The organism is Polyangium fumosum, assembly GCF_005144585.1.
In the GTDB taxonomy this organism is placed as follows: Bacteria; Myxococcota_A; Polyangia; order Polyangiales; family Polyangiaceae; genus Polyangium; species Polyangium fumosum.
Window position 1 is genome coordinate 45,370 of record NZ_SSMQ01000059.1, and the last position, 24,345, is coordinate 69,714.

Sequence of the window (24,345 nt, forward strand, 5' to 3'; positions counted from 1 at the left end):
CCCCTGCGGCTCCTCGCCGCGTTCGGCGTCGGTCTCGTCCGGCGCAGGACCAGGGCGCTCCCACGCGTCGGATGCACCCGGGCATAGCATGAATGTGGCGGCCCGATTCTTTCAACAGGAGAGCCATTCTTGGTAGGGTCGCGCTCATGATCCCGCCCAGGTCCCGGCGCTCGCGAAGTGCGTCCTCCGCATCCCTCCGCGCCCTCGTCCCCCTGCTCGGCCTGCTCACGGCTTGTGGCTCCTCCGAGAACTCCGCCGCGCCCTCGGCAGGGCGTCTTTCCGACGACGTCCTGCACGCGCCGCGTGTACCCACCCCTGCGCAGAACCTCGTTCTCCTCCCCGAGGTCCCGCTCGACGTGCCCGCCGTTCTCACGCCCGCGCCGGGCGCGAGAGCGCAGGCCGCGTTCGGGGGTGGGCAATGGCTGCTCGCTTGGTCGGACCTGCGCACCTCCCGCCCGATCCTCTACGGCACGCGCGTCGCGCAGGACGGCACGGTGCTCGATCCGTATGGCATTCGGCTGCTCGACGACTGGTACGGCGATCCCTACAGCGGCTGGCCGTATTCCCCGGCGGTCGCGTTCGACGGGACCAATTACCTGGTGGTCACCGTGCAGAACAGGAAGGTCCGCGGCGTGCGGGTCAGCCAGGCCGGGGCCGTGCTCGACCCTGGTGGGTTCGATATCGGAGGCATGCCGCTCGAGCTCAGGGGCCCTCCATCCGTCGATTTCGACGGAACCAATTACTTCGTCGCCTGGAGCCGCGTGGCGATCGACAGCGATCCCATGGGCGGCCTCTATTATGCGCGCGTCGCGCCCGACGCGACGGTCCTCGATCCGGGCGGGATCTACGTGCCCGCCGACGTCTGCAGCCCGGTCGATGTCTCCTTCGACGGGACGAACCATTTTGTCGTCTGGGCCACCTCCTCGGGCGACGCCACGGTGCGCGGCGCGCGCATCACGCCCCAGGGCACGGTGCTCGATCCGGGGGGCATTGCGGTGAACTCCCTCCCGACCGTCGACTGCCGCTCCCCCCACCTGGCCACGAGCTTCGACGGCCAGAACCACGTCGTCGCTTGGTACGACCTCGACTGGGACGTGGGCGAGGAGCAGATCTTCGCCACGCGCGTCTCGCCGCAGGGCACCGTCGTCGATCCCAGCGGAATCATGGTCGCGGCGGAGCTCGTCGAATTCGAAGAAATGAACCGGCTCGACGTGGCCGCCGACGGCGCGGGCACGCGGATCGCGTGGAGCCGCGACGGCATGGATGATGGCGGAGACTTCTGGACGCGCGTCGCGTATGCACGCCTCGCGCAGGACGGCACGCTCACGGTGCCTGCGCAGCTCCTGCCCGACAGGGGCGTGGACGTGGCCCTCGCCTCGGACGGCGCGGGCGTGCTGGCCACGTGGACGTCGGAGACCAGCAGCACGCCGGTCGTGGGCAGGCGTTTCGGCTCGGGCATGGCCCTGCCGATCGACACGCAGCCCCGGGCCTTCTCGACGCACGGCAACGCGGAGGAGGTGCTCGCCGCGGCCTCGGACGGGCAGACCTCCTTCGTCATCTGGAGCGATTCGCGCATGCCGAACATCGACGGCCAAGGCCTCTTCGGGGTGCGCGTGGGGCCTTCGGGGCAGGTCCTCGACGCCACGCCGATCGCGATCACGGGCCTGCCCTTCGACGAGGCCACCGTGGTCTTCGACGGCGCGAACTTCGTGGTGATCTTCGTGCGCAAGTACATCGACAACAACAACCCCTACCAGGCCGTGCGCGTGAGCCCCCAGGGCGCCCTGCTCGACGCGACCCCGGTGCAGATCCCGCTCTGCGGCCAGGGTTTCAACCGGTTGACGGCGACGGCCACGAGCGACGGCGTTCGCACGCTGGTCTTCGCCAACGGCTGCGAGCTCGAGAATATCGGCCTCTCTGGCGTGCTGCTCGACCACGACCTGATGCCGGTCGCGCCGGTGCTGGGGCTGGCCGATGAGAAGCACTATCCCCAGCAGGCGCAGGTCGCCTACAACGGGACGAACTACCTCGTCATCTGGCACCAGGACAACGGCGTGTCGGGGCGCCGTGTCGACACCCTGGGCGCGCTGCTCGACAACGTGGATCTCACCATCGTCTCGGGTGGCGACTACGTTCATTCCGCGCAGGTCAGCGGCGGGGGCGCTGGAAATCACCTAATCGTCTGGCACCAGGGCAACGAGGTGCGGGCGGGGCGCGTCGACCCCGCGGGGCAGATCCTCGATCCGCAGGGCTTCCTCGTCGCCGGCATGGGCGCCGATTTCGACACCTCGGCGGTGGCGTTCGACGGAACGGATTACGTCCTCGCCTGGCACGCGCTGACGAACGCGGCCGATCCCGGGTCGCTCGATCTGTACGCCGCGAAGATCGATCCCCAGGGCAACGTGGGAGCGAGCTTCCCGCTGTCGATGGCGCCGGAGCATGAGGGCTCCGTGGCCTTCGCGCCGGGCGGGGGCAGGGTGCTGGTGGCGTACACGCGCTACGAATCCCCGGCGCCGTACAGCGCGCGCCGTGCCTATGCGAGGCTCTTGGATCCGCTCGGCGGCAGCGGCGGCGCGGGTGGGGCCGGCGGAAGCGGAAGCGGCGGTGCAGGCGGGAGCGGCGACGCAGGCGGAAGCGGCGGCAATGGCGGCACAGGCGGCAATGGCGGCACAGGCGGAAGCGGCGACGCTGGCGGAAGTGGCGGCGCTGGCGGAAGTGGCGGCGCTGGCGGAAGTGGCGGCGCTGGCGGAAGCGGCAGCGCTGGCGGGAGCGGCGGCGCTGGCGGAAGCGGCGGCGCTGGCGGGAGCGGCGGCGCTGGCGGAAGTGGAAGCGGCAGCGGGAGCGGAAGCGGAAGCGGCAGCGGCAGCGGTGGCGGCAATGGCGGCACAGGTGGCCAGGGCGGGAGCGGCGGCGAACCGACCGACATTCATATCGATCGCGGCTGCGGTTGCCGCGCGTCCGGGCCTTCCCCCGGGCCGCGGTCCCTGCTGCTTCTCGCCGCGCTCGGCATCGGCGGCCTCGTCCGGCGCAGGACCTCGGCTCGACAATGAAGTTGCGTCGGTGCAAGGACGACCTCGCAGCCGCTCGCGCGCTATGCAACCGACCGATCCTGGAGTGCGTCGACCTCGCGGAGGGTGCACGGTCGGGGCAGGGGAGCGGATCCTCCGAGCGCCGGCCCAGGCTGGCACATTCCCGGCTCCTTTTGACTTGGAGACCGGCGCCGGAGCGCGCGGGTCCTCGGGGTCTCATGCTGGCGCCGACATTGCCATGCAGGCGGCCGGAAGGGCGGGCCCGTGCTCGGCCCGTCCATCCAAGGAGGCGTAGCGTGAACTCGTGGTGGATGCGTGGTGCAATGGCGGCGACGCTCGTGCTGGCGGCGGCCTGCGGGAGCGAGGTGAACCAGGATGGATCCGGCAGCGCAGGTGGGACCGGCGGCGCAGGCGGCGAGGGCGGCGTGCTCCCACCACAATGTGTGGTCGAAACGTCGGAGACCGGGCCGTACGAGGTGACGTTCCAGTTCGAAAACGACGGGGCCTCCCCGGCCTTTTTGCGGAAGGATTGCTCCCTCGAATACACGATCTCGTCGTGCGAGGACGGCTATTCCGCGTCGCTCGCCATCCGCGCCTCGTGCAGCCAGGCATGCGACAGCGCGGACGGCGGCTGCCTCGCCTGCGGAGCCTGTCCGCCGGTGGGCGGCGTGCCGGTCGAAATCGGTGCGCCGACCACGGATGCCTGGAAGGGAATGCGATATACGTTCGGAAAGACCGCCGAGGGGTGCACCTGCCACGAATCGCACGTGGCGCAGGCGGGGCGATATCAGATCCGGGTGCCGGTGTATCCCTCCGACGAGGCCGCGCAGACGGGAACCCCCTCCCATGAAGTGACCGTGAATTTCGAGCTGCCGGCGCCGAACGGCGTGGTGGTGGTGCCCATCGGGCAGTCGCCTTGAGCCCAATGCATCAACTTGACGCACCCCACCGCGCACGTTAGCGTTTTTGCCGCCCCATGCCGAATCGATCGACCGTCTCGCCGAGGAAGGTACCGCAACAGCGTCGCTCGCAGGCGCTCGTGCATGCGGTGATCGAGGCAGCGGTCCGCATTCTGAAGCACGGCCGCGAAGACGCATTGACGACCCGCCGCGTCGCTGAAATCGCGGGCGCGAGCGTCGGGTCGCTTTACCAGTATTTTCCCAATCGCGATGCCATCATCCGCGCGCTCATCGATTCCCACGTCCGGGCGATGCTCGCGCGCCTCGACGACCAAATGCGGGATGCCTTCTGCGCGAGCTGCCCCGAAGAAGCGGTGCGTCGCTTCGCAGCAGGCCTCGTCGCCGCCCATACCGCCGATCTCGATCGGTGGCAGGTGATCGCCTTGCAAGTGCTGCGCATCGGCGATCTCGATCCGAGCGACGAGGCATGGCAGCTCCTCATCGAGCGCGCCCGAGAGCTCGTCCACCGCGTCGCGCCCGATCTCCCCGCGGCAGAAGCCTCCCGGGCCGCCAAACGCCTCGTCCTCCTCGTCCGCGCTCTGCTCGTGGACGCCCTGACCCAGCGGCCGGACGAGCTCCGCGACCTCCGCCTCACCACAGACATCACCGACCTCATTCTCGGCTACCTCGGGCGCCTGCGCGAGCGGCACATGGCGCCCGGCTGAGCGCTCCTGCAAAGCCGACGCGCCGGGGCGCTGCCCCGGACCCCGCGAGGGGCTGTCCGCCCCCTCGACCCCGGACCAGCGAGGCGCTGGACCCAGGGTTGAAAAACTGCGCGGTGCGCAGTTTTTCAAACAGGCCGACGAAGAGGCCGGGGTGCCAGCAGAAGCCGCAGCGCGGCTGTCTTGGTGGGGAACGCCGCCGCCGGTCAAGGCCAGGGATGATCTTGCCTACCAAAGGCCGCAGCGCTGACAGGTCGGCGGCCAACGCCTCGTCGCATGACGTCGTGGCGTGACGTGGTGACCTCACGTTCCAAACAGCACGGCTCCGTCCCTCCACGTGATGGGGCCGTAGGTCTTCGGGCGATGAGCCTAGGGTCTCCTGCACCGCGGCCATCTCTCGACGCCACGAGCCCGTCGCTCCTTCCATCGCCCCCGTTCCTCCAAGGCACGGCCTCGTACCCCCGGAGGCTCGACGGCACGCCCCAGAGACACGTCCCCGTCCCTCCAAGGCACGGCCTCGTACCCCCGGAGGCTCGACCGCACGCCCCAGAGACACGTCCCCGTCCCTCCAAGGCACGGCCTCGTACCTCCGGAGGCTCGACGGCACGCCCCAGAGACACGTCCCCGTTCCTCCAAGGCACGGCCTCGTACCTCCGGAGGCTCGACGTCGTCTCTTCGGACACATGCCCCTATCCCTCGCACACACGTCCCCGTCGCCTTTTGGCTCGGCCCCCAAGCTTGAAGACACGGCCTCATCGATGAACTGCGCATCGCGCAGCCCATCGAACCGACGCCAACGAACCCCCCCATGGTCTTGCCACCGGCCCGCTGGACGGCCGCGCGCCTGTCTCGGTTGGCAACGTCGCTGCCGGTCTTGACCGGGCCTGTTCGATGAACTGCGCATCGCGCAGTTCATCGAGCTTGGGTCCAGCCCCTGGCTGGTCCGGAGTGGAGGGGGCGGATAGCCCCCTCCTGGGGCCTGGGGCAACGCCCCAGCGAAGCGGCTCCACGAGGAGACCCTTCATGACCCCTGCGACGCAATGTAGACGGCCGTCGCCGGATCGAGGAGATATCCGCCCTGGCCCGTCCTCAACACCCCGCGGAGCCCGAGCTTGCGGAGCGTCGCGAGTGCCACGCGGACGCGGTTTGCCGCGGCTTCTGCGCCGATGCGCTCCCCGGGCCAGCCGGCGCGGATGATCTCGTCGAGGGGCAGCGTTTGTCCTGGCGCGGAGGCCCGTAGCTTTGCGAGGGCGAGCAGGATGCGGCGCAGCGGCGCGCGGCTCGACAGGTCCACCGATGCGCGGGCTCCTGGCAGCCGCAGCCTTGCCCCCTCGTCGGAGACGACCAGCGCCTCCGCAGGCGCGGAGAGCCCTTGCCGGCCGGCTGCGAGCAGGATCCTCCGCGCGAACCGCACGTCGTCGTTCGAGCGCCCGAGGGCGAGCGCGCGCGCCTTCTCCAGGAGCTGCGCGCGCTCGGGCTCGCTCGCGTTTGCCAGCGCGACGTGGGCTTCGTGAATCGCGACCGTCGCCTGCAATGCTGGCTCGCTCTCGCATGCGGCGGCGGCGCGTTGTGCCTTCACGAGCCACTGCGCGGAGGCCTCGGGATCCCCTTCGTCGGACCATACCGACGCGAGGCATCCGGCGATCAGCGCCTCGTAGCGGTGAAATCCCGCCGCGCCCATCAGGTCGAACGAGCGCACCAGCATCTTCGTCGCTTCGGCCGGCGAGCCTCGTTCGAGGAACGTGGTGCCGAGGTAGTAGAGCGCGCTGCCCTCGCGGTGACGGCTCCCAATCTCGTGGAACAAACGCACGGCGCGCGCGTGACACGAAAGCGCCGCGTCGAGCTTCCCCCGCTCCTGAAACAGGATGCCCTGCGCGCTCAGCAGCGCGCCCTCGGCGTGTTTGTCGCCGCTCTGCCGCACGATCCCGAGCGCCTCGTCGAGGTCCGCGCCCGCCTCGGTGTAGCTCTCGCGAAAGAGGGCGATCACCGCTGTCTCGTAAAGCACCCGCGGCAGCCGATCCTCGCAGTCGGCATCACGGTACAGCGCGAGCGCGCGCTTCGCCTCGCGTTCTGCCGCGGCGAGATCCCCCTCGCGGCGGTGGGCGTGCCCGAGGCACGCCCGGATCTCGGCTTCCCGCACGCGCCGTGACCGGCCCCCCGCCGCGCCTCCGAGGCACGCGAGCCCTCGCGCGAAATGCGCGCGCGCCTCGACCGTGCGGCCGAGCGTCTCGACGCTCTCCCCGAGGTGCGTGCACGCGAGCGCCTCCAGCGCCGTATCTCCCCGCGCGCGGGCGAGCGCGAGGCCGGCTTCGAGATCGAAGGCCGCTGCCTTCGGATCGCCGAGCTCGCGCCGCGCGACGCCTCGCGCGACGAGGGCGGCCGCGAAATCCGGGAGACGCGCCCCGGCTGTCGTCGCCTGCGCCGCCGTGATCGCTCGGTCGAGCAGGACGAGCCGCAGTTCGAATAACCCGCGCGGCACGACGACCGGTTCGAGCGCGAGCGCGAGCCCGAGCGCGAGCGCGGCGCCGTCCCCTTCGGGCGCGCGCTCCGCATCGTCGAGCGCGCGCGCGTGCGCCGCCACCATGTTGTCCATCTCGCGGCCGAGCTTCTCCCGCGCGGCGCCGCCGAAGGCCGCCTCCTCGGCGAGCGCGCGGCCGAACCACGCGAACCAGCGCGTGTGCCTGGCTGCCGCGCGTTCGAGCTCTCCCGGCCGCTTTTGTAGCTCCTCCGCGGCGAGCTCGCGGATCGCCTCGAAGAGCGAGAAGCGCGCCTCCTCGCCCTCCGCGCGCATTCGCACGAGCGAACGCGCGACGAGCCCCTCCAGCACCCCGAGCACGTCCGCGCCCGGCCGGGCGAGCACGCTCTCCGCCGCCTCCAGCGTAAACCCTCCGCGAAACACCGACGATGCCGCGAAACACGCGCGCTCGGCCTCGTCGAGCTGCACGAGCGAATCCAGGATCGTGCGCCGCATCGACGAATGCCGCCCGTGGTCTTCCCGCCGGACCAGGAAATCGAGCGGCTCGGCGAGGCGGCTCCGGATCTGCCCGAGGCCGAGCAGCCGCACGCGCGCCGCGCAGAGCTCAATCGCGAGCGGGATACCGTCCGTCGCGCGCACCACGTCCCCGAGCGCCGCGAGCTCCGCCGGGCCGACGTCGAAGCCGGGCCGCACCTCCCGCGCGCGGCTCAGGAAGAGCGCCACGCCTTCGGTCGCGAGCAGCTCCTCGCGACTCGCGCCGGGCTCCGGCACCCCGAGCGGCTCCAGCGGCACGAGGTGCTCGCCTGCGATGCCGAGCACGGCCCGCGACGTCACCAGGATGCGCGCGTGCGGCGCGACCTTCATCCACGCGGCCACCACCCCGGCGGCCGCGGCCGCGATGTGCTCCACGTTGTCGAGGAGCAGGAGCACCCGGTTCTTCCGGGCGAGGGCCTGCCCCAGCGCCGCCACCACGGCGCTCTCCTCCGTCGTCCGTTCGAGCGCCACACCCAGCACCGACGCCACGGCGCGGCACATCGCCGCTACGTCGCCGGCGTCCGTCAGATCGCAAAACCACACCCCGCCGCCGTGGGCCGCGTACGCCGCGCCGTGCAATGCCGCGAATCGCGTCGCCACGCGCGTCTTGCCCATGCCCCCGGGCGCGACGATCGTCACGAGCCGCGCGCCCTCGTCGAACCGGGCGACGAGGGTCGCCATGTCCAAGGCGCGCCCCACGAACGACGACGGGCTCTCGTACACGTTCGTACGCGCCTTCGATTTCATGGCGTGGAAGGATGCGAGAGAAGCGGCGCGACCGCCATGCTCGCGCGAAGACGCGCGAGGGATCGGGGACGCCGGCCTCGTCGTCAGTCGCGGCCGGCCTTCCTCGGGCTCACCTGCACTCGCCGTCTTTGTCCGAGCGGCGCTCGCAAGCGGAGGGATCCGGCGGGTGCTCCTTCATGCAACGCTCCCCGCAGCTCATGTCGCTGCTCGACATGCAGCGCGAGAGGCACGCGGCGGATTCGCCCGCGCATTTGTTCACCGCCGACGCCGACGGGCACTGGTAATAGGAGCCGTTCACGCAGCAATGGGCCGAGGCATTGCTCTGCCCGGACCCCGCGCCCCCGCCATTGCCCTGCCCGGGCCCCGTGGTGACCTTGACACTCCCGAGGACGTCCGCGGCCGCGCCGAGGAAACCACCAAGCCCGCCGCCGCTCGAACCGCCGTTCCCGGACGCCTTGGCCTCGGCCGCCTTGCGCTCCTCTTCTTCTTTTTCCTTCCGCTCCGCCTCCGCGCGCGCCACGGCCTCGGCCTTCTCCTTCTCCGCCTCGACCTTCTCGCGTTGCAGCGCGTCCTCGCTCGCCTCGCGCCAGATCGCCTCTCCGACGGCCGACGCCTCGTCCGTCAGCGCCTTTCGCTTGTCCGCGGCCATCTTCTTGCCATTGACCACGTCGACGGCCATCACGACCCGGTCCGAGCTGGTCTTGTAATGGACCCAGACCTCGGGGTTGTACTGAAACTTGCAGTACTCCCGCTTGGAGCAGATCGGCTTGTAGCCTCGCTTTTGAATGGAGGCCTCGATGGACGACACCGTGGAGCGCCCGTCGTTGCCGGCATACACGAGGGGCGTCGTCTCTCGCACCGTGCTGCACGCAGCCAGCGACGAGAGGGAAACAGCAAGCAGAAGGGGGAAGACCTTTGTGTTCATGTTCACGACTCCGGATCCGTCAGGCGCAGGCCTCGCATCCGGGGGATGCTCGTCCCGGCCCTAGGTCGCATTTTTTCTTCGAAAAGTCTCGATACCCGTCCGCCGCGGAAGGCCCCGACCCCGACGGGGCTCGGATCGTCGGGGAACTCCACAAGCTTTTCGTGACGGCCCCGCCTACGGCAATCCCGTCACGCGCAGCGGTCTGTGCGAGCGCCCGTGCGCGCCGGCCCCGAGCTGCCCCGCGCCGTCGTCGCCCCAGCACACAACCTCTCCCGAGCGACGCACAGCGCACGCGTGCGCGACGCCCCGCGCGGCGGTCACGGCATCGTCGAGGCCCGGGGCGACGCGCTCGTAGACCCACCTCGCGCCCTGCGTCGAGGCCTGGATCGTCCCGACCTCGCCGCTGCGCCGCACCACCATGTCCCGCGAGATATCGACCGCGTCCTCCAGCCCGCTGACCTCGTCTCCTCTGGTGAGCGCAACCTGCGGCACCAAGGCCCGTGTCTCGGTATCCCAGCACGCCACGCGACCTCCCTTTCGGGCAACACACGCGAGCAAGCTGTCGAGCCCCACCCCTGCTGCGTCGCGCACCGAGCTCACGGCCGCGGGCTTCACGATGTTCGCTTCCTGCACGGGCTTGTCGTCGCCGCTGCGGGGCGCCCATGCGGTGATTGCGCCCGCCCCCCAGCACCACAGCGCGCCAGCCGAGGTCGTGGCGCATGCGCCGAAGGCGCCCATGGCCACACTTTCTACCCCGGTAAGCCCCGCGATGGGCGTGAGCCGGCCGCGCCGCGCGATCGGCGGGAGCCCGAGCGCGCCCAGCGCGTCCTCCCCCCAGCACGCGACCCGTCCCGACGTGAGGAGAGCGCACGCGCGCTCGCGCCCAAGGGCGAGCCTCTTGACGTCGCGCACGTGCGGCACCTCCGTGGGCGCCCGCCAGGGCGCTGCGGGATCCGGGGCCTCGCCGAGTTGCGGGATGCGAGCGCCCCAGCACGCGACGGTGCCCGCCCGCCGCACCGCGCACGTGTGCTCGGCGTCGGCCGCCAGCGCGATCGCATCGTCGACCCCCGCGACGAGTGCCGGCGCTCCGCGGCTCTGCAGCGTGCCGTCGCCGAGCTGGCCGCGGCGGCCGTCGCCCCAACACCAGACCGCGCCGCCCGAGGTGAGCGCGCAGGTGTGCGCATCGCCGGCCGCGACGCGCGTCGCGTCCTTGAACTCGGTCACGGCGACGAGCCCCCCGGCGCTCCCCGCGACCCCGGTGCCCAGCTGGCCGTCGAGGTTCTCGCCCCAACACCAGACCGCGCCGCCTCCGGTGAGCGCGCACGCGTGCGCCTCGCCGACCGCGATCGAAGCGGCGTCGCGCAGCTCCGGGACGCGCACCGGCGACAGCGCCCGTACCCGCGCTTCCGACGGATCGGGCGCCGGGCCGTCCGTCCCGGCCGCGAGCGTGCCGAGCACACCGCCGCCCCAGCACGTCACCTCGCCGGACGCGAGCGCCGCGCACGTCGTCGAGCCCGCGGCCGCGATCGCGCGCGCGCCTTCCACCCCCGGCACCTTCGACGGCGCGAGGTGGTGCGCGGCCGTCGTGCCGTCGCCCGCCTGCCCCTTGTCCGCGCGCCCCCAGCACACCACCACGCCCGAGCCGCGCAGCGCGCATACGTGCTCACTCCCGGCCGCGATCGCCGTGAGGTCGTCGAGGCCGGGCACGCGCACCGGCACCGTTCGCGGCTCACGCGTGCCGTCCCCGGCCTCGCCGTTGCGATTGCTGCCCCAACAGCGCGCCGAGCCATCACGCGAGAGCACGCAACCGCCGGCGATCGCCGCCACGTCGTGCATGCCTGCGACCTCCGCGAGCACCGCAGGACCGCGGTGCTCCTGCGCGCCGTCGCCGAGCCAGCGCGTCCCCAGGCAGAAAGCCGTACCCGAACGCAGCACGACGCAGAGGCGGGACGCCTCGACCGAGATCGCGGACACGCCCGCGAGGCCCTCGATCACGGCCGGACGCAGCACGTCGCGCCCGTCCTCCTCCCCCCAGCACGCCACCTTGCCGTCGGCGGTGAGCGCGCACGTGCGGTTCGCGGCCGCGGCCACGCCCTTCACACCGTCGAGCGACGCCACCGTGACCGGCGTCGCGCTCGCGCGCCGCGTCCCGTCGCCGAGCTGCCCGTGATCGTTCGCGCCCCAGCAGCGCACCCGCCCCGCCGCGTCGACCGCGCACGAGTGCCTGGCGCCCACCGCCACGCGGCCGTCCGCCGGGCGCAGCTCTGCCGTCGCCGCGTCAGGCCCCATGGCGACCTGCGCGACCGACACGGCCGGTGAAGGGGCCGGCGCGTGACCGGCCGAGCACGCGCTGGAGGCCCCCCCGCACGCGGCCACGAGGATGTACACGCAGCCCGCGGAACGGAGCGCCGCGCCGCCGCCGCCGCCGCGCGACGCCATCGACCCGGCGCGCCTCATTCGAACAACTCGTGCGCGATCTCGGTCACGAAGAAGTGGTGAGCGGCGATGAATTGATTGAAGCGGAAGGGCTCAAATGTCGCCAGATCGTTGTCGTTCACAAACTTGAGAAGGCGCTGCACCGCGAACGTCTTTGCCTCGCAGAAGGCGTTCAGGCTCTCCTTGCCTTTGGGTGCCGGATCCATCGAGCTGAACGTGCCGCGGGGCATGCTCGCGGGCAGCTTGTCCAGCTCCTTCTTGATGTCCTTGTTTGCCGGATCGTTCACGATCGCCTGGAAACCGGGCCGGTTGACGAGCGCGTCCTGGATGAGCCGGATGCAGCCCAGCGCGGCGAGACAGCTCTGCGGCAGGAGATTTTTCACCTGCGCGCCCGCCTTGAGATCGCCCGGCTTCACGTTCACGCCGTCCGTCACGTGGTAGACGACCAGCTTGTCGGCGCTGATCCCGCGCTCCGCCGTGCTCGCGTTCCCCGGCACCTTGGGCACCTTCGTCTCGACCGCGAACTGCGTGTCGTTGAAGAACGCGTCCAGCACGGTCACACGATCGACGATGCCCAGATCGATGAGCGGCCCCGGCACGGGCCCGCCCTTGATCCGCTGTTTCGGATCCACGTTGCCCGTCAGCGTGCGCTCCAGCCCGCGGTGCCCGCGGCTGTGCGCCGTGAGGCGCAGCGACTTGATCCCCGGCTTGCGCCCGATGGTCTGAAGCGCACCCTCGATCTCCGCTGTGCTGATGGTCCGGAAGTCCGGCACCACTGGCTTGTCGCCGGGGCTCCCGAGGCCGATGACAATCCACTTCGAGTCCTGCGCGGCCCCGCGCAGCCCATGCACCAGGATGTCGTTGCCAATGCTCCCGACCGCGTTGTTGGCCGTGAAGAACAGGTGGACAAGGTTCTCCTCGGACGCCTCCGCCGCCGGAGGCACGTAGATCGACATGCTCTCGAAGTCGGGCTGTTTGCGGATCTCGAACGTGTTCCCCTTGAGCGATGCCTCGTCGCCGCGCACCGGCTCGAGGATCACGGGCGTCCGCAGGCGGAATGCTTTCAGTACGGCCCGGTCGAGACCGCTGAGGACCTGGAGTTCCTTGCTCCATCTCGACTCGAAGTCGTCGGGAGACGGGCGGATCGCCGTCGCGCCCGCGTCCAGGCCGAGCTTCACACGAGCCGTCGGCCCCTTGCCCGGTCCGGCTGCCGGCGCGCTCGCTTGCTGCACGAGCGGACCCAATAGGCCGAGCCCCTGGAGCCTCTGGATCTGCACCAGCATCGCGTCCATCTCCATGGCGTCCAGCAGCGGGAACACCTCGTCGGCGACGACCGCGGGCTGACTCAGCTCGTAACGCACCCTCAGCCCGGTATCACCGAGCCAGCCCAGGATCTTGCGCGCGTCGTCCGCGGGCATTGCCAGCAGCGCGTCCATGTGGCTTTCGAGCCGCCGCTCCAGCGGCGGCTTCGCCTTCTCCGCGACCGCGATGATGGCGAACGTCAGCCGGCCCTTGTCGAACCCGGTGATTTTGATCTGTTCGAGGTGGTTGCCCGGCCCCTTTTTCTCGTATTCGGCCGATGCCTTGTCCAGGTTCTTCACCAGCCCGTCCAGCCGCCCCTTCGCCTGGACGTCCACGAGCGTCTGGAGAAGCGCGTCCGTGTCCAACCCCGCGAGGACGATGTACGCTTTTTCGTACGCGGGACCGCCCGGCTCGTCGAGCGCCCTCAGCACTCTGTTGAGGGACGGAGCGCTCCCTGACTGCATGTCTCCGAGCAAGCCCTTGCGCTGGACGGCCCCCCAGGGTGCCGGGCCGCGGACCCCCGATTGCTGAACGACGTGCGCCAGCTCGTGCGCGAGGAGCTGTTTCCCTGCGAATGTGCCCGGCGCGTACTCGTGGCTCCCGAACACGACATGGTTCCCTACCGTGTACGCGCGCGCTCGCACCGCGGCCGCCGCCTTGGCCGCCTCGCTGTCGGAATGCACCCGCACATTGCTGAAGTCGCGCGCGAAGCGCGGCTCGAAAAAGGAGCGCACCTCCGCCGGCAGCGGCTCTCCGCCGCGCTCGGCCGCGCGAACGGCGGCTCCAGGATCCAGCCCAGCGTCGGCGTTCGGCGAAGGCGCGCGCTTGGTCTGGATCCGCTTGTTCTCCTCGTCCTCGCACACCGCGCACTTTCGCTGGATCGCGGCCGAGGCCGAGCCGATGGGAGCCGGTTCAGCCATTCGCATGACCTCATCGGCCACATTGTCTGCCTCACGCTCGAACGGGTCGCTCGGAGAAGGGATCGTCGCCTTGCGCTGGACGGGAGGTATGAGGGGGATACGTGCGAAATCGAGCGGGAGACGAGGGGCCACGGGCGGAGACGCCCCGGCCTCCACCTCTGAAGCCGCGGTGTTGCTCGATGTCGCCAGCCGAAACCAGAGCGGGTTCACCGGCGGCGCCTTCCCCGGTCGCTGCAATGTGGCCTTCAGAGCATCAGGATGTGCCGAAGACGGACGCGGCTTCCGATCGAAAGTGAACATTGCGAGTGCTCCTCGTCGTGTTGACCGGAGCGTACCAGATCGTGACGTGCGAGCACATTCGAGGCGCAGCTTCGCCCAACGAAGGCGGCGCCGAGCGCAATCGACCTGGAGATCCGCCGGATGATGGTCGAGGCGAAGGGCCGCATCGGCAGCATGCGCGAGGTGCTCGCGAGCGCGCCGCCCGAGGCTGCGCGGGACGTCCTGCTCAGCCCTGCGACCGCAACGTGATCTCCAGCCGGCTCTGGATGAGGCGGAGAATGTCGTCCAGCTCGCCGCGCTCGACCTGCAGGCGCTCGCGCATGCGCTGCCGCGTGCCGGAGGCGAGGGTCTCGCGGGCGCGGGCGAGCCAGCGGGCCGCCGTCGCGCGGTGGATGTCGTAGAGCGCGCTGAGCTGATCGATGCCGAGGCCCTGCTGGTAGTGCTGCCGGAGGAGGTTGCGCTCGCGCGGCGAGAGCGCGGCCAGCGCTTCGCGGAAGGCGCTCTGGAACTCCTCGCGGTAGAGCTGCTCGATCCGAGCGAGCTCGGGATCGCCCGACGCGGGGTCGAGGTGGGCGAGCTCGAGGTGGGCGCGCTCCTCGCGCTTCTGCTTGCGCAAGAGGCCGAGCGCCTCGCGGACGGCGACGACGCGCAGCCACCCGCGCAGATCCCCCCGGCCCGTGAATTCGGCGATCCGAGGGAGCGCGCCGCCCTCGCCGATGAGGATCCGGTGCCGGATCCGGTCGCGCAGGTCCTCCAGCGTGGTGCTCCCGAGGTCGATACGCGAAAGGGCCGCCGTGACGTCGCGCAGCAAGGTCTTGTCGAACGTCGTAAGGGCCGCCTTGTCGCCATGGGCGCACGCGCAGGCGAGGTACAGATCGGTGCACGCGCGGGGCGAAAGCGCGCGCATCCATGGCACGTCCGCGCCGATCCGCGCCGCGAGGTAGGGAATGAATACATCGGGCTCGATTTTCACCGGCGCCCAGGCCGCGCGGGCCTCGGCGAGCAGGGAGGCGAGCGCCGCTTCGAGCGAGTCCAGGTCGCCCTCGATCCCCTCCGCCGGGGCCTCCGGCCGCGCAGCTCTCCACGCAGACAAGAAGCAGCGCGCCAGGGCCGAACCGTCTCCCATGTGCGCGCATGGTAGCATCACGGGAGCCGGTCCTGCCAAGCGCAGGCGCGGTCGGCGCGCTTGCCCGCAGGAGACACGCACGATAACGTGGCCCCGACGTCCGCATGGCTTGCCCGGGTGAAAACACGCTGAACGCGCTCCTCGGCGGCCAGCTCCCGCCCGAGATGGCCACGCGCACCGAGCACCACGTGGGCGAATGCCCCGCGTGCCAGGAGCTGCTCGCCGTCGTGGGGCAGCCCCTCGGCACGTCACAGCCGTACGACGCGACGCCGGAGCTCGGCGCGCGCCCCGAGGACACGGCCCCGACGGGCCGGGACGCGCGACCGCCGCGCGCCGACGCCCCGCTGCAGCCGGGCAGCGCCGTTCGCCGCTACGTCGTGCTCTCCAAGGTGGGCGCCGGCGGAATGGGCGTGGTGTATGCCGCCTACGACCCGGAGCTGAACCGGCGGGTGGCATTGAAGGTCCTCCGCGCCGAGGACCAGGGGGAAGGGAGCGAGCAGGCCCGCGCGCGCCTGCTCTCCGAGGCGCAGACGCTCGCGCGGCTCGCCCATCCGAACGTGGTCGCGATCCACGACGTGGGGGTGACGCACGGAGACGTCTTCCTCGTGATGGAGTTCGTCGAGGGGCCGACCCTCGGCGCCTGGCTCGCGGAGCGCCGCCGCCCGCTCCAAGAGGTCCTGCCCATCTTCCTCCAGGCGGGCCGCGGGCTCGCCGCCGCGCACGCCGTGGGGATCGTGCACCGGGACTTCAAGCCCGCGAACGTCGTGGTGGGGCGCGACGGCCGGGTGCGCGTGCTCGATTTTGGCCTCGCGCGGGAAGGACTCCCGCCCCGCGGCGCCGCCTCCCTCGGCGCAGGCGCGGCGGACGAGACGATGCAAAGCGTCGTCGCGGGCACCCCCGCGTACATGGCGCCCGAGCAACACCTCGGCCGACGCGCCGACGCGCGCGCGGATCAATTCAGCTTTTGCGTCGCCCTCCACGAGGCCCTCCACGGCGTACGTCCCTTCCGCGGCGACACGCCGCGCGAGATCCTCGACTCCATCCAGCGCGGCGACGTCCACGCCCCGCACGCGGCCGAGCTGCCGGCCTGGTTCTCCGAGGCCCTCCTGCGTGGGCTCTCCGCGAAACCCGAGGCCCGGCACCCCTCGCTCGTGGAGCTGCTCGCGATCCTCGAACGGGATCGGCGCGCGCTTCGCCGGCGGATCGCGATGGTCGTTGTCCCGCTGCTCGCGGCGGCCGTCGCGGGCGTGGCCGTCCGTGCCTCGATGGGGCCGGCCGCGGAGCCGCCTTGCCAAGGGGCGTCGCGGCGGCTCGAAGGCGTGTGGGACACGTCCGGGCGCGCCGCCGTCCGCGCGTCCTTTCTGGCGACCGGGCTGCCTTATGCGGCGGGGGCCTTCGACCAGGTCGCGGCGGACCTCGACCGGCGCGCGACGGAATGGACGAGCGCGTTTACGCAGGCCTGCGAGGCGACCCGGGTGCGGGGCGAGCAGACGGAAGAGCAGCTCGGCCGGCGTATGGTCTGCCTGGAGCGGCGGCTCACCGATCTCGGCGCGCTCACGCAGGCGCTCGTGCAGGCCGACGTCGCCGTGGTCGACGGCAGCACGCGCGCCGTCTCCGAGCTCGCGCCCGTCAGCGATTGCGAGAACCTGGCGTCGCTCTCCTTGATGGATCCGCGGCCGGAGGATGCGGCCGCGCAGGAGGAGATCACGCGCATCTCGGGTGATCTCTCCCGGGCGCGCGCAGAGCTCGCCGTCGGGCATTACGAGGACGGGCTCTCGCGGATGGATCCGCTGATCCAGCGCGCCGAAGGCACACGGTATGGGCCGCTCTCGGCGGAGGCGCTTTACCTGCGCGCGCGCCTTCGGGATCTCCTCGGCCGGGATCACGAAGCCGAGGTGGACTATCACGCCGCGGCCCACGCGGCGATTTCGAGCCACCACGACGAGATCGTGGCGAGCGCCTGGGTGGATCTGTTCGGCATTCTGTCCTTCGACACGCGCCGGGCGGAGGAGGCCGCGCGTACCCTCGACTATGCGCGCGCGACGATTCGCAGGCGCGGGGCCAATCCGGAACTCACGGCGCGGCTCTCCGTGCGGATCTGCACGCGCGGCAATGCGCTCACCGATGCGCCGCAGATCGAGGCCGATTGCCAGCGCGCCATCGAAGAGGTCGAGCGATTCGCGCCGCACGACCCGGAGCTGCTCGCGGCCTCGCTGCAAGCGCTCGGGGGCGCGCTGCGCAACCAGGGCAAGCTCGCCGACGCACGCGCGGCCGTCGATCGCGCGATCACCACGCTGTCGAAGACGCTGGGCAAAGACCATCCGTCGGCGCTGCGCGCGCGCCGGGCGCTCGCCCTCGTCCACCAGGAGAGCGGCGCGCTGGCCGACGCGGAGGCCGAGAGCCGCGCCATCCTCGAGAGCAGCGAACGGAATCTGCCGGCCGGCCACCCCATGCGACGGTCGGCGCTCTTCGACCTGGCCCGGGTCCTCACGATCCGGGGCGACCACGCCGGGGCGCTGCCCCTCTTTCAGCAGGCCTACGAGGCGGGGCGCCGCGCGCGCGGCGAGGACTCCGAGCAAGCAGCCACCTGCCTCGAAGCCATGGGGCGCGCCCAGCACAGCTTGGGGCGCAAAAAGGAAGCCATCGACCATTACCAGCGCTCGCTGGGCATCCGAGAGAAGACGCTCGGCGCCGATCACGTCTCCGTCGCCGGCACGCTGGTGCTCCTCGCGGTCGTGCGGGACGACGAAGGCGCCCACGAGGAAGCGATCTCGCTCGTGCGCCGCGCGCTCGACATCCGCGAAAAGGCGCTCGGGCCGGAGCATCCCCTCGTCGCGAAGACGCTCGATATGCTGGGCCGATTCTACACCGTGCTCGGCCGCCTGGACGCCGCCGAGCCGCTCCTCGAGCGCTCCCTCGCCATCAACGAGGCGCGGCTCGGCAAGGAGCACCCCTCGCTCGCCGACGCGCTCGTCCCCCTCGCGGACATCCACCTCGAACGTCACGCCCCGAAACGGGCCATTCCGCTGCTCGAACGCGCCATTGCCCTCTACGTGCGCCATCCGGGTGATCCGGCCACGCTGGCGGAGGCGCGTTATTCGCTCGCGCAAGCGCTCGTGGCGGTCGGCGAGGACCGTCGGCGCGCCATCTCGCTCGCCGACGAGGCCCGCGCAGGGTACGTGGCTGCCGGGCCGAGGGCGGAGGCCGTCGTCGCAGAGGTCGATGCGTGGCTTCGTCGCAACCGGCGGTGATCGAGCACCTTGTCTTTCCCTCGTGACGTCGTGTCCTGACGCAGCGTCCTCACCGTTCCACACGCCACGCCGCCGTCCCCCCCAGCGACGGGGCCTTGGGTCATCGGCTACGCCCTCGTCACCCGCCCCGGATTCGCGCGTCCGTCGACCGGACGAGTGCGCCTTTTCTCCCTCTCGCCCCCGCCTCTTGCCGACCCTCCTGCCTCCTCTCCTGCGTGATCCTCCACCGGCAGCGTGCCCGTCGCCAGCTTGGACCCCCCTCCATGGTCTTGCCACCGGGCCCGTTGGAAGAACTGCGCACCGCGCAGTTCTTCCACCTTCGGTCCAGGCCGTGCCTGGTTCGGGTCGAGGGGCGAACAGCCCCCGCGGGGTCCGGGGCAGCGCCCCGGCGCGACGCCCTCCACCGAGCGATTGTGGTGAAACCGAAGAGCCTGCGAGAGCGCGGAGCCTCGTTGGCATTACCACGGGTGCGCGTCGTCCCAATGCGACAAAGAGGTACGGGGTGATGTGAACCACTGCTTTGCCGCTCCCGGAGGCCTGAACACGGCGCGGGATCCGCTTCTTTTCTTGACCACGACGCTGCGGCACGCTTCTCATGGCGCCATCGTTACGGGCAGAGGAGCCATGGGAAGCACGTCGGGTACACTCGGGCTCGATTCGACCTTCGAGGCCATCGAAGAGATCGCGCCGGGCAAGGAGCATGTATGGGTCCGCGCCCGGCGCAAGGACGACGGGACGTCGTGGATCCTCGAAATGACGGGCCATGAGCTCCCGAGCTCCCGCGAAATTGCGCTCCTCCGCCATGAGCACGAGATCCTCGAAGAGCTCGCGGCCATCCCCGGCGTCCTGCACAGCACGGGCCTCGTGCGGGTCGGGCGGCGGTGGGCGCTCGCGTTCCCCGGCGTCGCGGGCCGTCCGCTGCGCGACGCCCTCCGCCACGGGCGATTGCCGCAGAAAACGGCGCTCCGGGTGGTCGTGTCGGTGTGCGAGGTGCTCGCGGCCGTCCACGAAAAAGGCATCGTCCACAAGGACATCAACCCCGATCACATCTTCTATGATCCGGCGACGGGCGCGGTCCATCTCTCCCATTTCGGGATCGCGGGTCGAATCGGGGCGAAGCTCGCCGGCGCGGTCGCGGCGCAGTCCCTCGAAGGGACGCTCGCTTATGTCTCGCCCGAGCAAACGGGGCGCACGGGGCGTCCCCTCGGCCGCACGAGTGATCTGTATTCGCTCGGGGTCACGCTTTATGAGCTCCTGACGGGCGCGCTGCCGTTCACGAGCACGGATCCCCTCCACCTCGTGCATAGCCATATCGCGCGGACGCCGACGCCGCCGCACGAGCTCGACGCCGACATCCCCGAGGTGGTCTCGGCCATCGTCTCGAAGCTGCTCGCGAAAGAGGCGGACGCCCGGTACCAGAGCGCCTCCGGTCTCGCGGCCGACCTCGTCGAGTGCCTGCTCCAGCTCGACGAGCGCGGCGAGCTCCAGCCCTTCCCGCTCGGCCAGCACGACCGGCGGCGCACCTTCACCGGCGCGTCGCGGCTCTACGGGCGCGCGCGGGAGGTCGAGGCCTTGCGCGAGGCGTTCGGGCGGGCGAGCCGCAAAGGCGCCGAGCTCGTGCTCGTGGCGGGGTATGCGGGCATCGGCAAATCGGCGCTCGTGCAGGAGCTTTATCCGGACGTCGCCCTCGCGCACGGCTATTTCGTCGCCGGAAAGTGCGACCAGTACAACCGCAACCAACCGTTCAGCGCGGTCTCGCAGGCGCTCCGGGATCTGCTGCGCCAGGTGATGGCCGAGCGGCCCGCGGAGGTCGAGACGCTCCGGCATTCACTCGCGGCCGTACTCGGCGCGAACGCGGCCCTCGTCGTCCCGCTCTTGCCCGAAATCGAGGGCATCCTCGGGCCGCAGCCGGAGGTCCTCACGCTCGGGCCGTCCGAATCGCAGAACCGCTTCGATCAGGTGCTCCAGGCGCTCCTCTCCGTCTTCTGCCGGCCCGAGCACCCGCTCTCCCTTTTCCTCGACGATCTGCAATGGGCCGACGCGGCCTCCATCCGGTTGCTCCGGCTCTGGCTCACGGATCCGGGGCGGAGCCATCTGCTGCTCCTCGGCGCGTATCGGGAGCAAGAGGTCGACGCGGCGCATCCGCTCCGGCAAACCCTCGACGCGCTCCGGCGCGACGGCGCGCGCGTGACCGAGATCCACCTCGAGCCGCTCTCCTGTGACGACGTGACGTCGCTGCTCGCCGACGGGCTCGAGCTCCCGCCCGACGCGGTCGCGAAGCTCGCGGAGCACGTCGCGCAAAAGACGCTCGGAAACCCGTTTTTCGTGAACCAGCTCGTGCTCGCCATGATCCACGACGGCGACCTCGCCTGGAGCGAGGCCGCGGGGGCGTGGCAATGGGATCTCGAGGCCATCGCCGCGCGCAGCGTCAGCGACGACGTGGCCGAGCTCGTGGCGGCCGAGCTCGGGCGTTTGCCCGCCGACACGTTGCGCGTGCTGCGGCTCGCGGCCTGCATCGGGCACCAATTCGACCTCGGCGCGCTCTCGCTCGTCGCCGCGCTGCCGCCGGCCGAGCTCGCCGTCGCGCTCCGGAGCGCCGTGCACGCGGGGTTCGTCCAGACGCTCGACGCCAGGGAAGGGGGCGCCCACGAGGCGTCGCGGTATCGCTTCCTGCACGACCGCATCCAGCAGGGCGCGTACCTGATGATCCCCGAGCCGGAGCGGCCGCGCGTGCACCTCGACATCGGCCGCGCGCTCCGGGCGCGCGGGGGGCTCGACGCAAAAGGGGCGCTCTTTTCGGTCGTCGGCCACCTCAACCGCGCCGTCAAGCTGCTCGCATCGGCCGAGGAGAAGCTCGACCTCGCGCGGCTCGACCTCGCGGCCGGGCGGAATGCCAAGACGTCGACCGCTTATGCGTACGCGGTCGAGCTTTTGCGCGTGGGGCTCGGCCTCTTGCCGGCGGACGCGTGGACGACGGAGTACACGCTCACCCGTGATTTGCATGCGGCGTGCGCCGAGAGCGAATACCTCGCGGGGCATTTCGACGAGGCCGAGGCGCTCTTCGAAGCAGGCCTGCGCCATGCGCAAGACGAGGTCGAGCGCGCGGCGCTGGAGAGCGTCCGGCTCCGGCTGTACCAGGTCGCGGGGCGTTACGCGGAGGGCATGGTGCTCGCGACGGCGGCGCTGCGCAGGCTCGGCGTCGAGCTGCCCGAGACGGCCGAGGAGGCGAACGCGCAGATCGCGGCGGAGATCGAGCAGATCCCCGCGGGAATGGCGGGGCGCAGCATCGAGGAGCTCCTCACGGCGCCGCGCATGACGGACCCGCGGGATCGGGCGGTGATCACGTTGCTGGTCGATTCCGCGCCTTGCGCGTACATCGGCCGACCGGCGCTCTTCCCGCTCGTCGCGCTGCGCATGCTGAACTTCTCGCTCCGGCACGGCAATGCGGAGGCGTCCTGCTACGCCTACAGCATCTACGGCTTCATGCGCATCGTGATGTTCGGCGACGTCGCGTCCGGCGTCCGCTTCTCGGAGATGTCGCTGCGGCTGAACGAGCAGTTGGGCGACAAGCGGCTCCGCGGGACGCTCTTGCATCTGCACGGCGATCACATCCAGTTCTGGCAGCGGCACATGCGCGACGATCTGCCGGTGCTGGAGAGCGCCTTCACGGCATGCCAGGAGGTCGGCGACGCGGTGTATGCGGGGTATCTCGCATTCGAGACGCCCTGGCAACATTACGAGATCGGCACGCCGCTGCCGGATCTGCTCCGCATGTGCGAGGGGTTCGTCACGTTCGCGCGGCGGACCCACAACCGGCCCGTCGAGCTGACGATCCAGCTCGAACGAGAATACTTCCGCGCGCTCACCGGGGCCGCTGTGGGCGAGACGTCGCTCGCGGGCCCCGTGTTCGACGAGGCGGACGCCCTCGCGCAGATCCACGCGGCGAGCTTCGGCTGCGGCATCGCCTTCCACCACATTCTCAGGCTCCTGCAGGCCTACACGTTCGGAAAACCAGCCGAGGCCCTCGCCGAGCTCGCGCACATCCAGCCCGTGCTCGGCGCGGTCATGGCCATGCCCATCGAAGCGACGCTCGCGCTTTACGTGGCGCTCGCGCACCTCGCGCTGGGCGGGGAGGAGCACCTCGAAGCCGCGCGCAAGGAGGAGGAGCGGCTCGCCGCGTGGGCCACGCACGGCCGCGACAACTTCCGGCACAAATGGCTGCTCGTCCGCGCCGAGCGCGCGCGCGTGGAGGGGCGCCTCGGCGACGCGGTCGCCCTCTTCGACGAGGCCATCGACGAGGCGCAGCGCGGCGCGTTCCTGCAATACGAGGCGCTCGGGCACGAGCTCGCGGCGGGTTGCCTGCGGCAGCTCGGCTCGGGTCGCGCGGCGTCCGTGTACGTGGCCGAGGCCATCGACGCCTACGAGCGATGGGGAGCGAACGCCAAGGTCGAGGATTTGCGGGGGCGGTTCGGCGACGTCGCGCGGTGGCAACGCATCTCGCAGCCCGCCGGGCGCCTGCGTTTCCCGAGCGACGCGGGCGGGCTCGACATCCAGGCGCTCTTGCGGGCGTCGAGCGCCATTTCGAGCGAGCTATTGCTCGAACACGCCCTCGATCGGGTGATGCGCACGATCCTCGCCTGCGCAGGCGCGCAACGCGGCGCGCTGGTGCTCGAACGCGAGGGGGCGCTTCGCCTGGAAGCCCTGGCGTCGCTCGAACCGGACGAGGTCCGCGTCAAGCTCGACGCCCCGCTCGAAGCGCGTGACGACCTCGCGCAGTCCGTCATTCGCTACACGTCGCGCCTCGGCGAGCCTTTGTTGCTCACGGATCCGGCAATCGATCCACGGTTTTGCGACGACCCTTATCTCCGCCGCCGCGCGCCTCGTTCGCTCCTTTGCCTCGTGCTCAAGCAACGCGGCCGCCGGTTCGGCGTGCTCTTGCTCGAGCATTTCGAGGCGCGCGACGCGTTCCCGGCGGAGCGCGCGGAGCTCGTCCAGATCCTGAGCGTGCAGGCGGCCGGCGCCATCGAGAATGCGTTGCTCTATGCGTCGCTGGAGGACAAGACGCGCGAGCTCGCCGCGCACGGAAAGCTGCTCGCGCGCGAGGTCGAGGAGCGCACGGCGGAGCTCCGCGCGGCGAGCGCGCGCACGGAGGAGCAGGCCGAGGTCTTGCGGGCGCAAAGCGAGCGGCTCGAACGAGAGCTCGCGGAGCGCTGCCAGGCCGAGCGGGAGCGCGAGGCGCTGCACCGGGAGGTCCTGCGCGCCCAGGAAGACCGGCTCGCGGAGCTGTCGACGCCGCTCATCCCGCTGACGAAAGGGGTGCTCGTCATGCCGATCATCGGGAGCGTGGATAAGGCGCGCGCCCGGCAGATCCTGGAAGCCGCGCTCGCCGGCGCGCACGCGGCGTCCGCGCGCCTCGTGCTGCTCGATCTGACGGGGCTGCGCAGCGTCGATACGGCCGTGGTGAGCACGTTCGTGGAGACGGCGCGCGCGCTCGCGTTGCTCGGCACGGAGACGGTGCTGACGGGGATCCGCGGCGAGGTCGCCCAGGTGCTCGTCGGGCTCGACGCCGATTTCCGCGGCATCACGACACGCTCGTCGCTCGAGGGCGGCATCGAGCACGCCCTCCGGCGCACGGGCGCGGCGTTCCGACGCTGAAGCCCTGCTCCGCGCGCGCCTCGCATCACGCACGATCCGGAAAC

General features: G+C 71.1%; 10 protein-coding genes and 1 pseudogene. 5 read left to right on the top strand and 6 right to left on the bottom strand.

Annotation, left to right across the window (positions count from 1 at the left end):
- Positions 1-146: 146 nt before the first annotated feature.
- The 3 genes from E8A74_RS54290 (at position 147) to E8A74_RS38745 (ending at position 4,653) form a co-directional block, all read left to right on the top strand.
- Positions 147-3,050 (top strand): hypothetical protein, encoded by a 2,904-nt coding sequence (locus E8A74_RS54290; protein ID WP_211365547.1) that lies wholly within the window; start codon positions 147-149, stop codon positions 3,048-3,050.
- Positions 3,051-3,325: 275 nt separating this feature from the next.
- Positions 3,326-3,949, top strand: a complete 624-nt coding sequence (locus tag E8A74_RS38740) for a hypothetical protein (RefSeq protein WP_136934136.1) — start codon at positions 3,326-3,328, stop codon at positions 3,947-3,949.
- 56 nt (positions 3,950-4,005) lie between these two features.
- On the top strand, positions 4,006-4,653 hold the full coding sequence (locus E8A74_RS38745; protein ID WP_136934137.1) for a TetR/AcrR family transcriptional regulator: 648 nt from the start codon (positions 4,006-4,008) through the stop codon (positions 4,651-4,653).
- A gap of 1,018 nt (positions 4,654-5,671) precedes the next feature.
- Here the strand turns inward: E8A74_RS38745 and E8A74_RS38750 are convergent.
- From E8A74_RS38750 to E8A74_RS38770, 6 genes and pseudogenes are all read right to left on the bottom strand, one after another.
- Positions 5,672-8,407, bottom strand: a complete 2,736-nt coding sequence (locus E8A74_RS38750; protein WP_136934138.1) for an ATP-binding protein — start codon at positions 8,405-8,407, stop codon at positions 5,672-5,674.
- A gap of 109 nt (positions 8,408-8,516) precedes the next feature.
- Complete coding sequence (locus E8A74_RS38755) at positions 8,517-9,332, bottom strand: hypothetical protein (RefSeq protein ID WP_136934139.1); 816 nt, start codon at positions 9,330-9,332, stop codon at positions 8,517-8,519.
- A 174-nt stretch (positions 9,333-9,506) separates the two neighbouring features.
- Entirely contained in the window at positions 9,507-11,771 is a 2,265-nt protein-coding gene (locus E8A74_RS38760) for an RCC1 domain-containing protein (protein WP_170229699.1), read from the bottom strand.
- A 14-nt stretch (positions 11,772-11,785) separates the two neighbouring features.
- On the bottom strand, positions 11,786-13,435 hold the full coding sequence (locus E8A74_RS38765) for a hypothetical protein (protein ID WP_232379940.1): 1,650 nt from the start codon (positions 13,433-13,435) through the stop codon (positions 11,786-11,788).
- A gap of 165 nt (positions 13,436-13,600) precedes the next feature.
- A pseudogene (locus E8A74_RS56135) lies at positions 13,601-14,290 on the bottom strand (eCIS core domain-containing protein); the annotation flags it as partial.
- Between the two features lie 205 nt (positions 14,291-14,495).
- On the bottom strand, positions 14,496-15,395 hold the full coding sequence (locus E8A74_RS38770; RefSeq protein WP_170229701.1) for a sigma-70 family RNA polymerase sigma factor: 900 nt from the start codon (positions 15,393-15,395) through the stop codon (positions 14,496-14,498).
- Positions 15,396-15,499: 104 nt separating this feature from the next.
- On the opposite strand from E8A74_RS38770, the gene E8A74_RS38775 reads away from it, so the two are divergent.
- Positions 15,500-18,646: a serine/threonine-protein kinase gene (locus tag E8A74_RS38775; RefSeq protein WP_136934143.1), complete on the top strand. Its 3,147-nt coding sequence runs from the start codon at positions 15,500-15,502 to the stop codon at positions 18,644-18,646.
- A gap of 624 nt (positions 18,647-19,270) precedes the next feature.
- The gene (locus tag E8A74_RS38780) at positions 19,271-24,301 is read left to right on the top strand and encodes an AAA family ATPase (protein WP_136934144.1); all 5,031 of its coding nucleotides are present in this window, start codon (positions 19,271-19,273) and stop codon (positions 24,299-24,301) included.
- Positions 24,302-24,345: the final 44 nt, after the last annotated feature.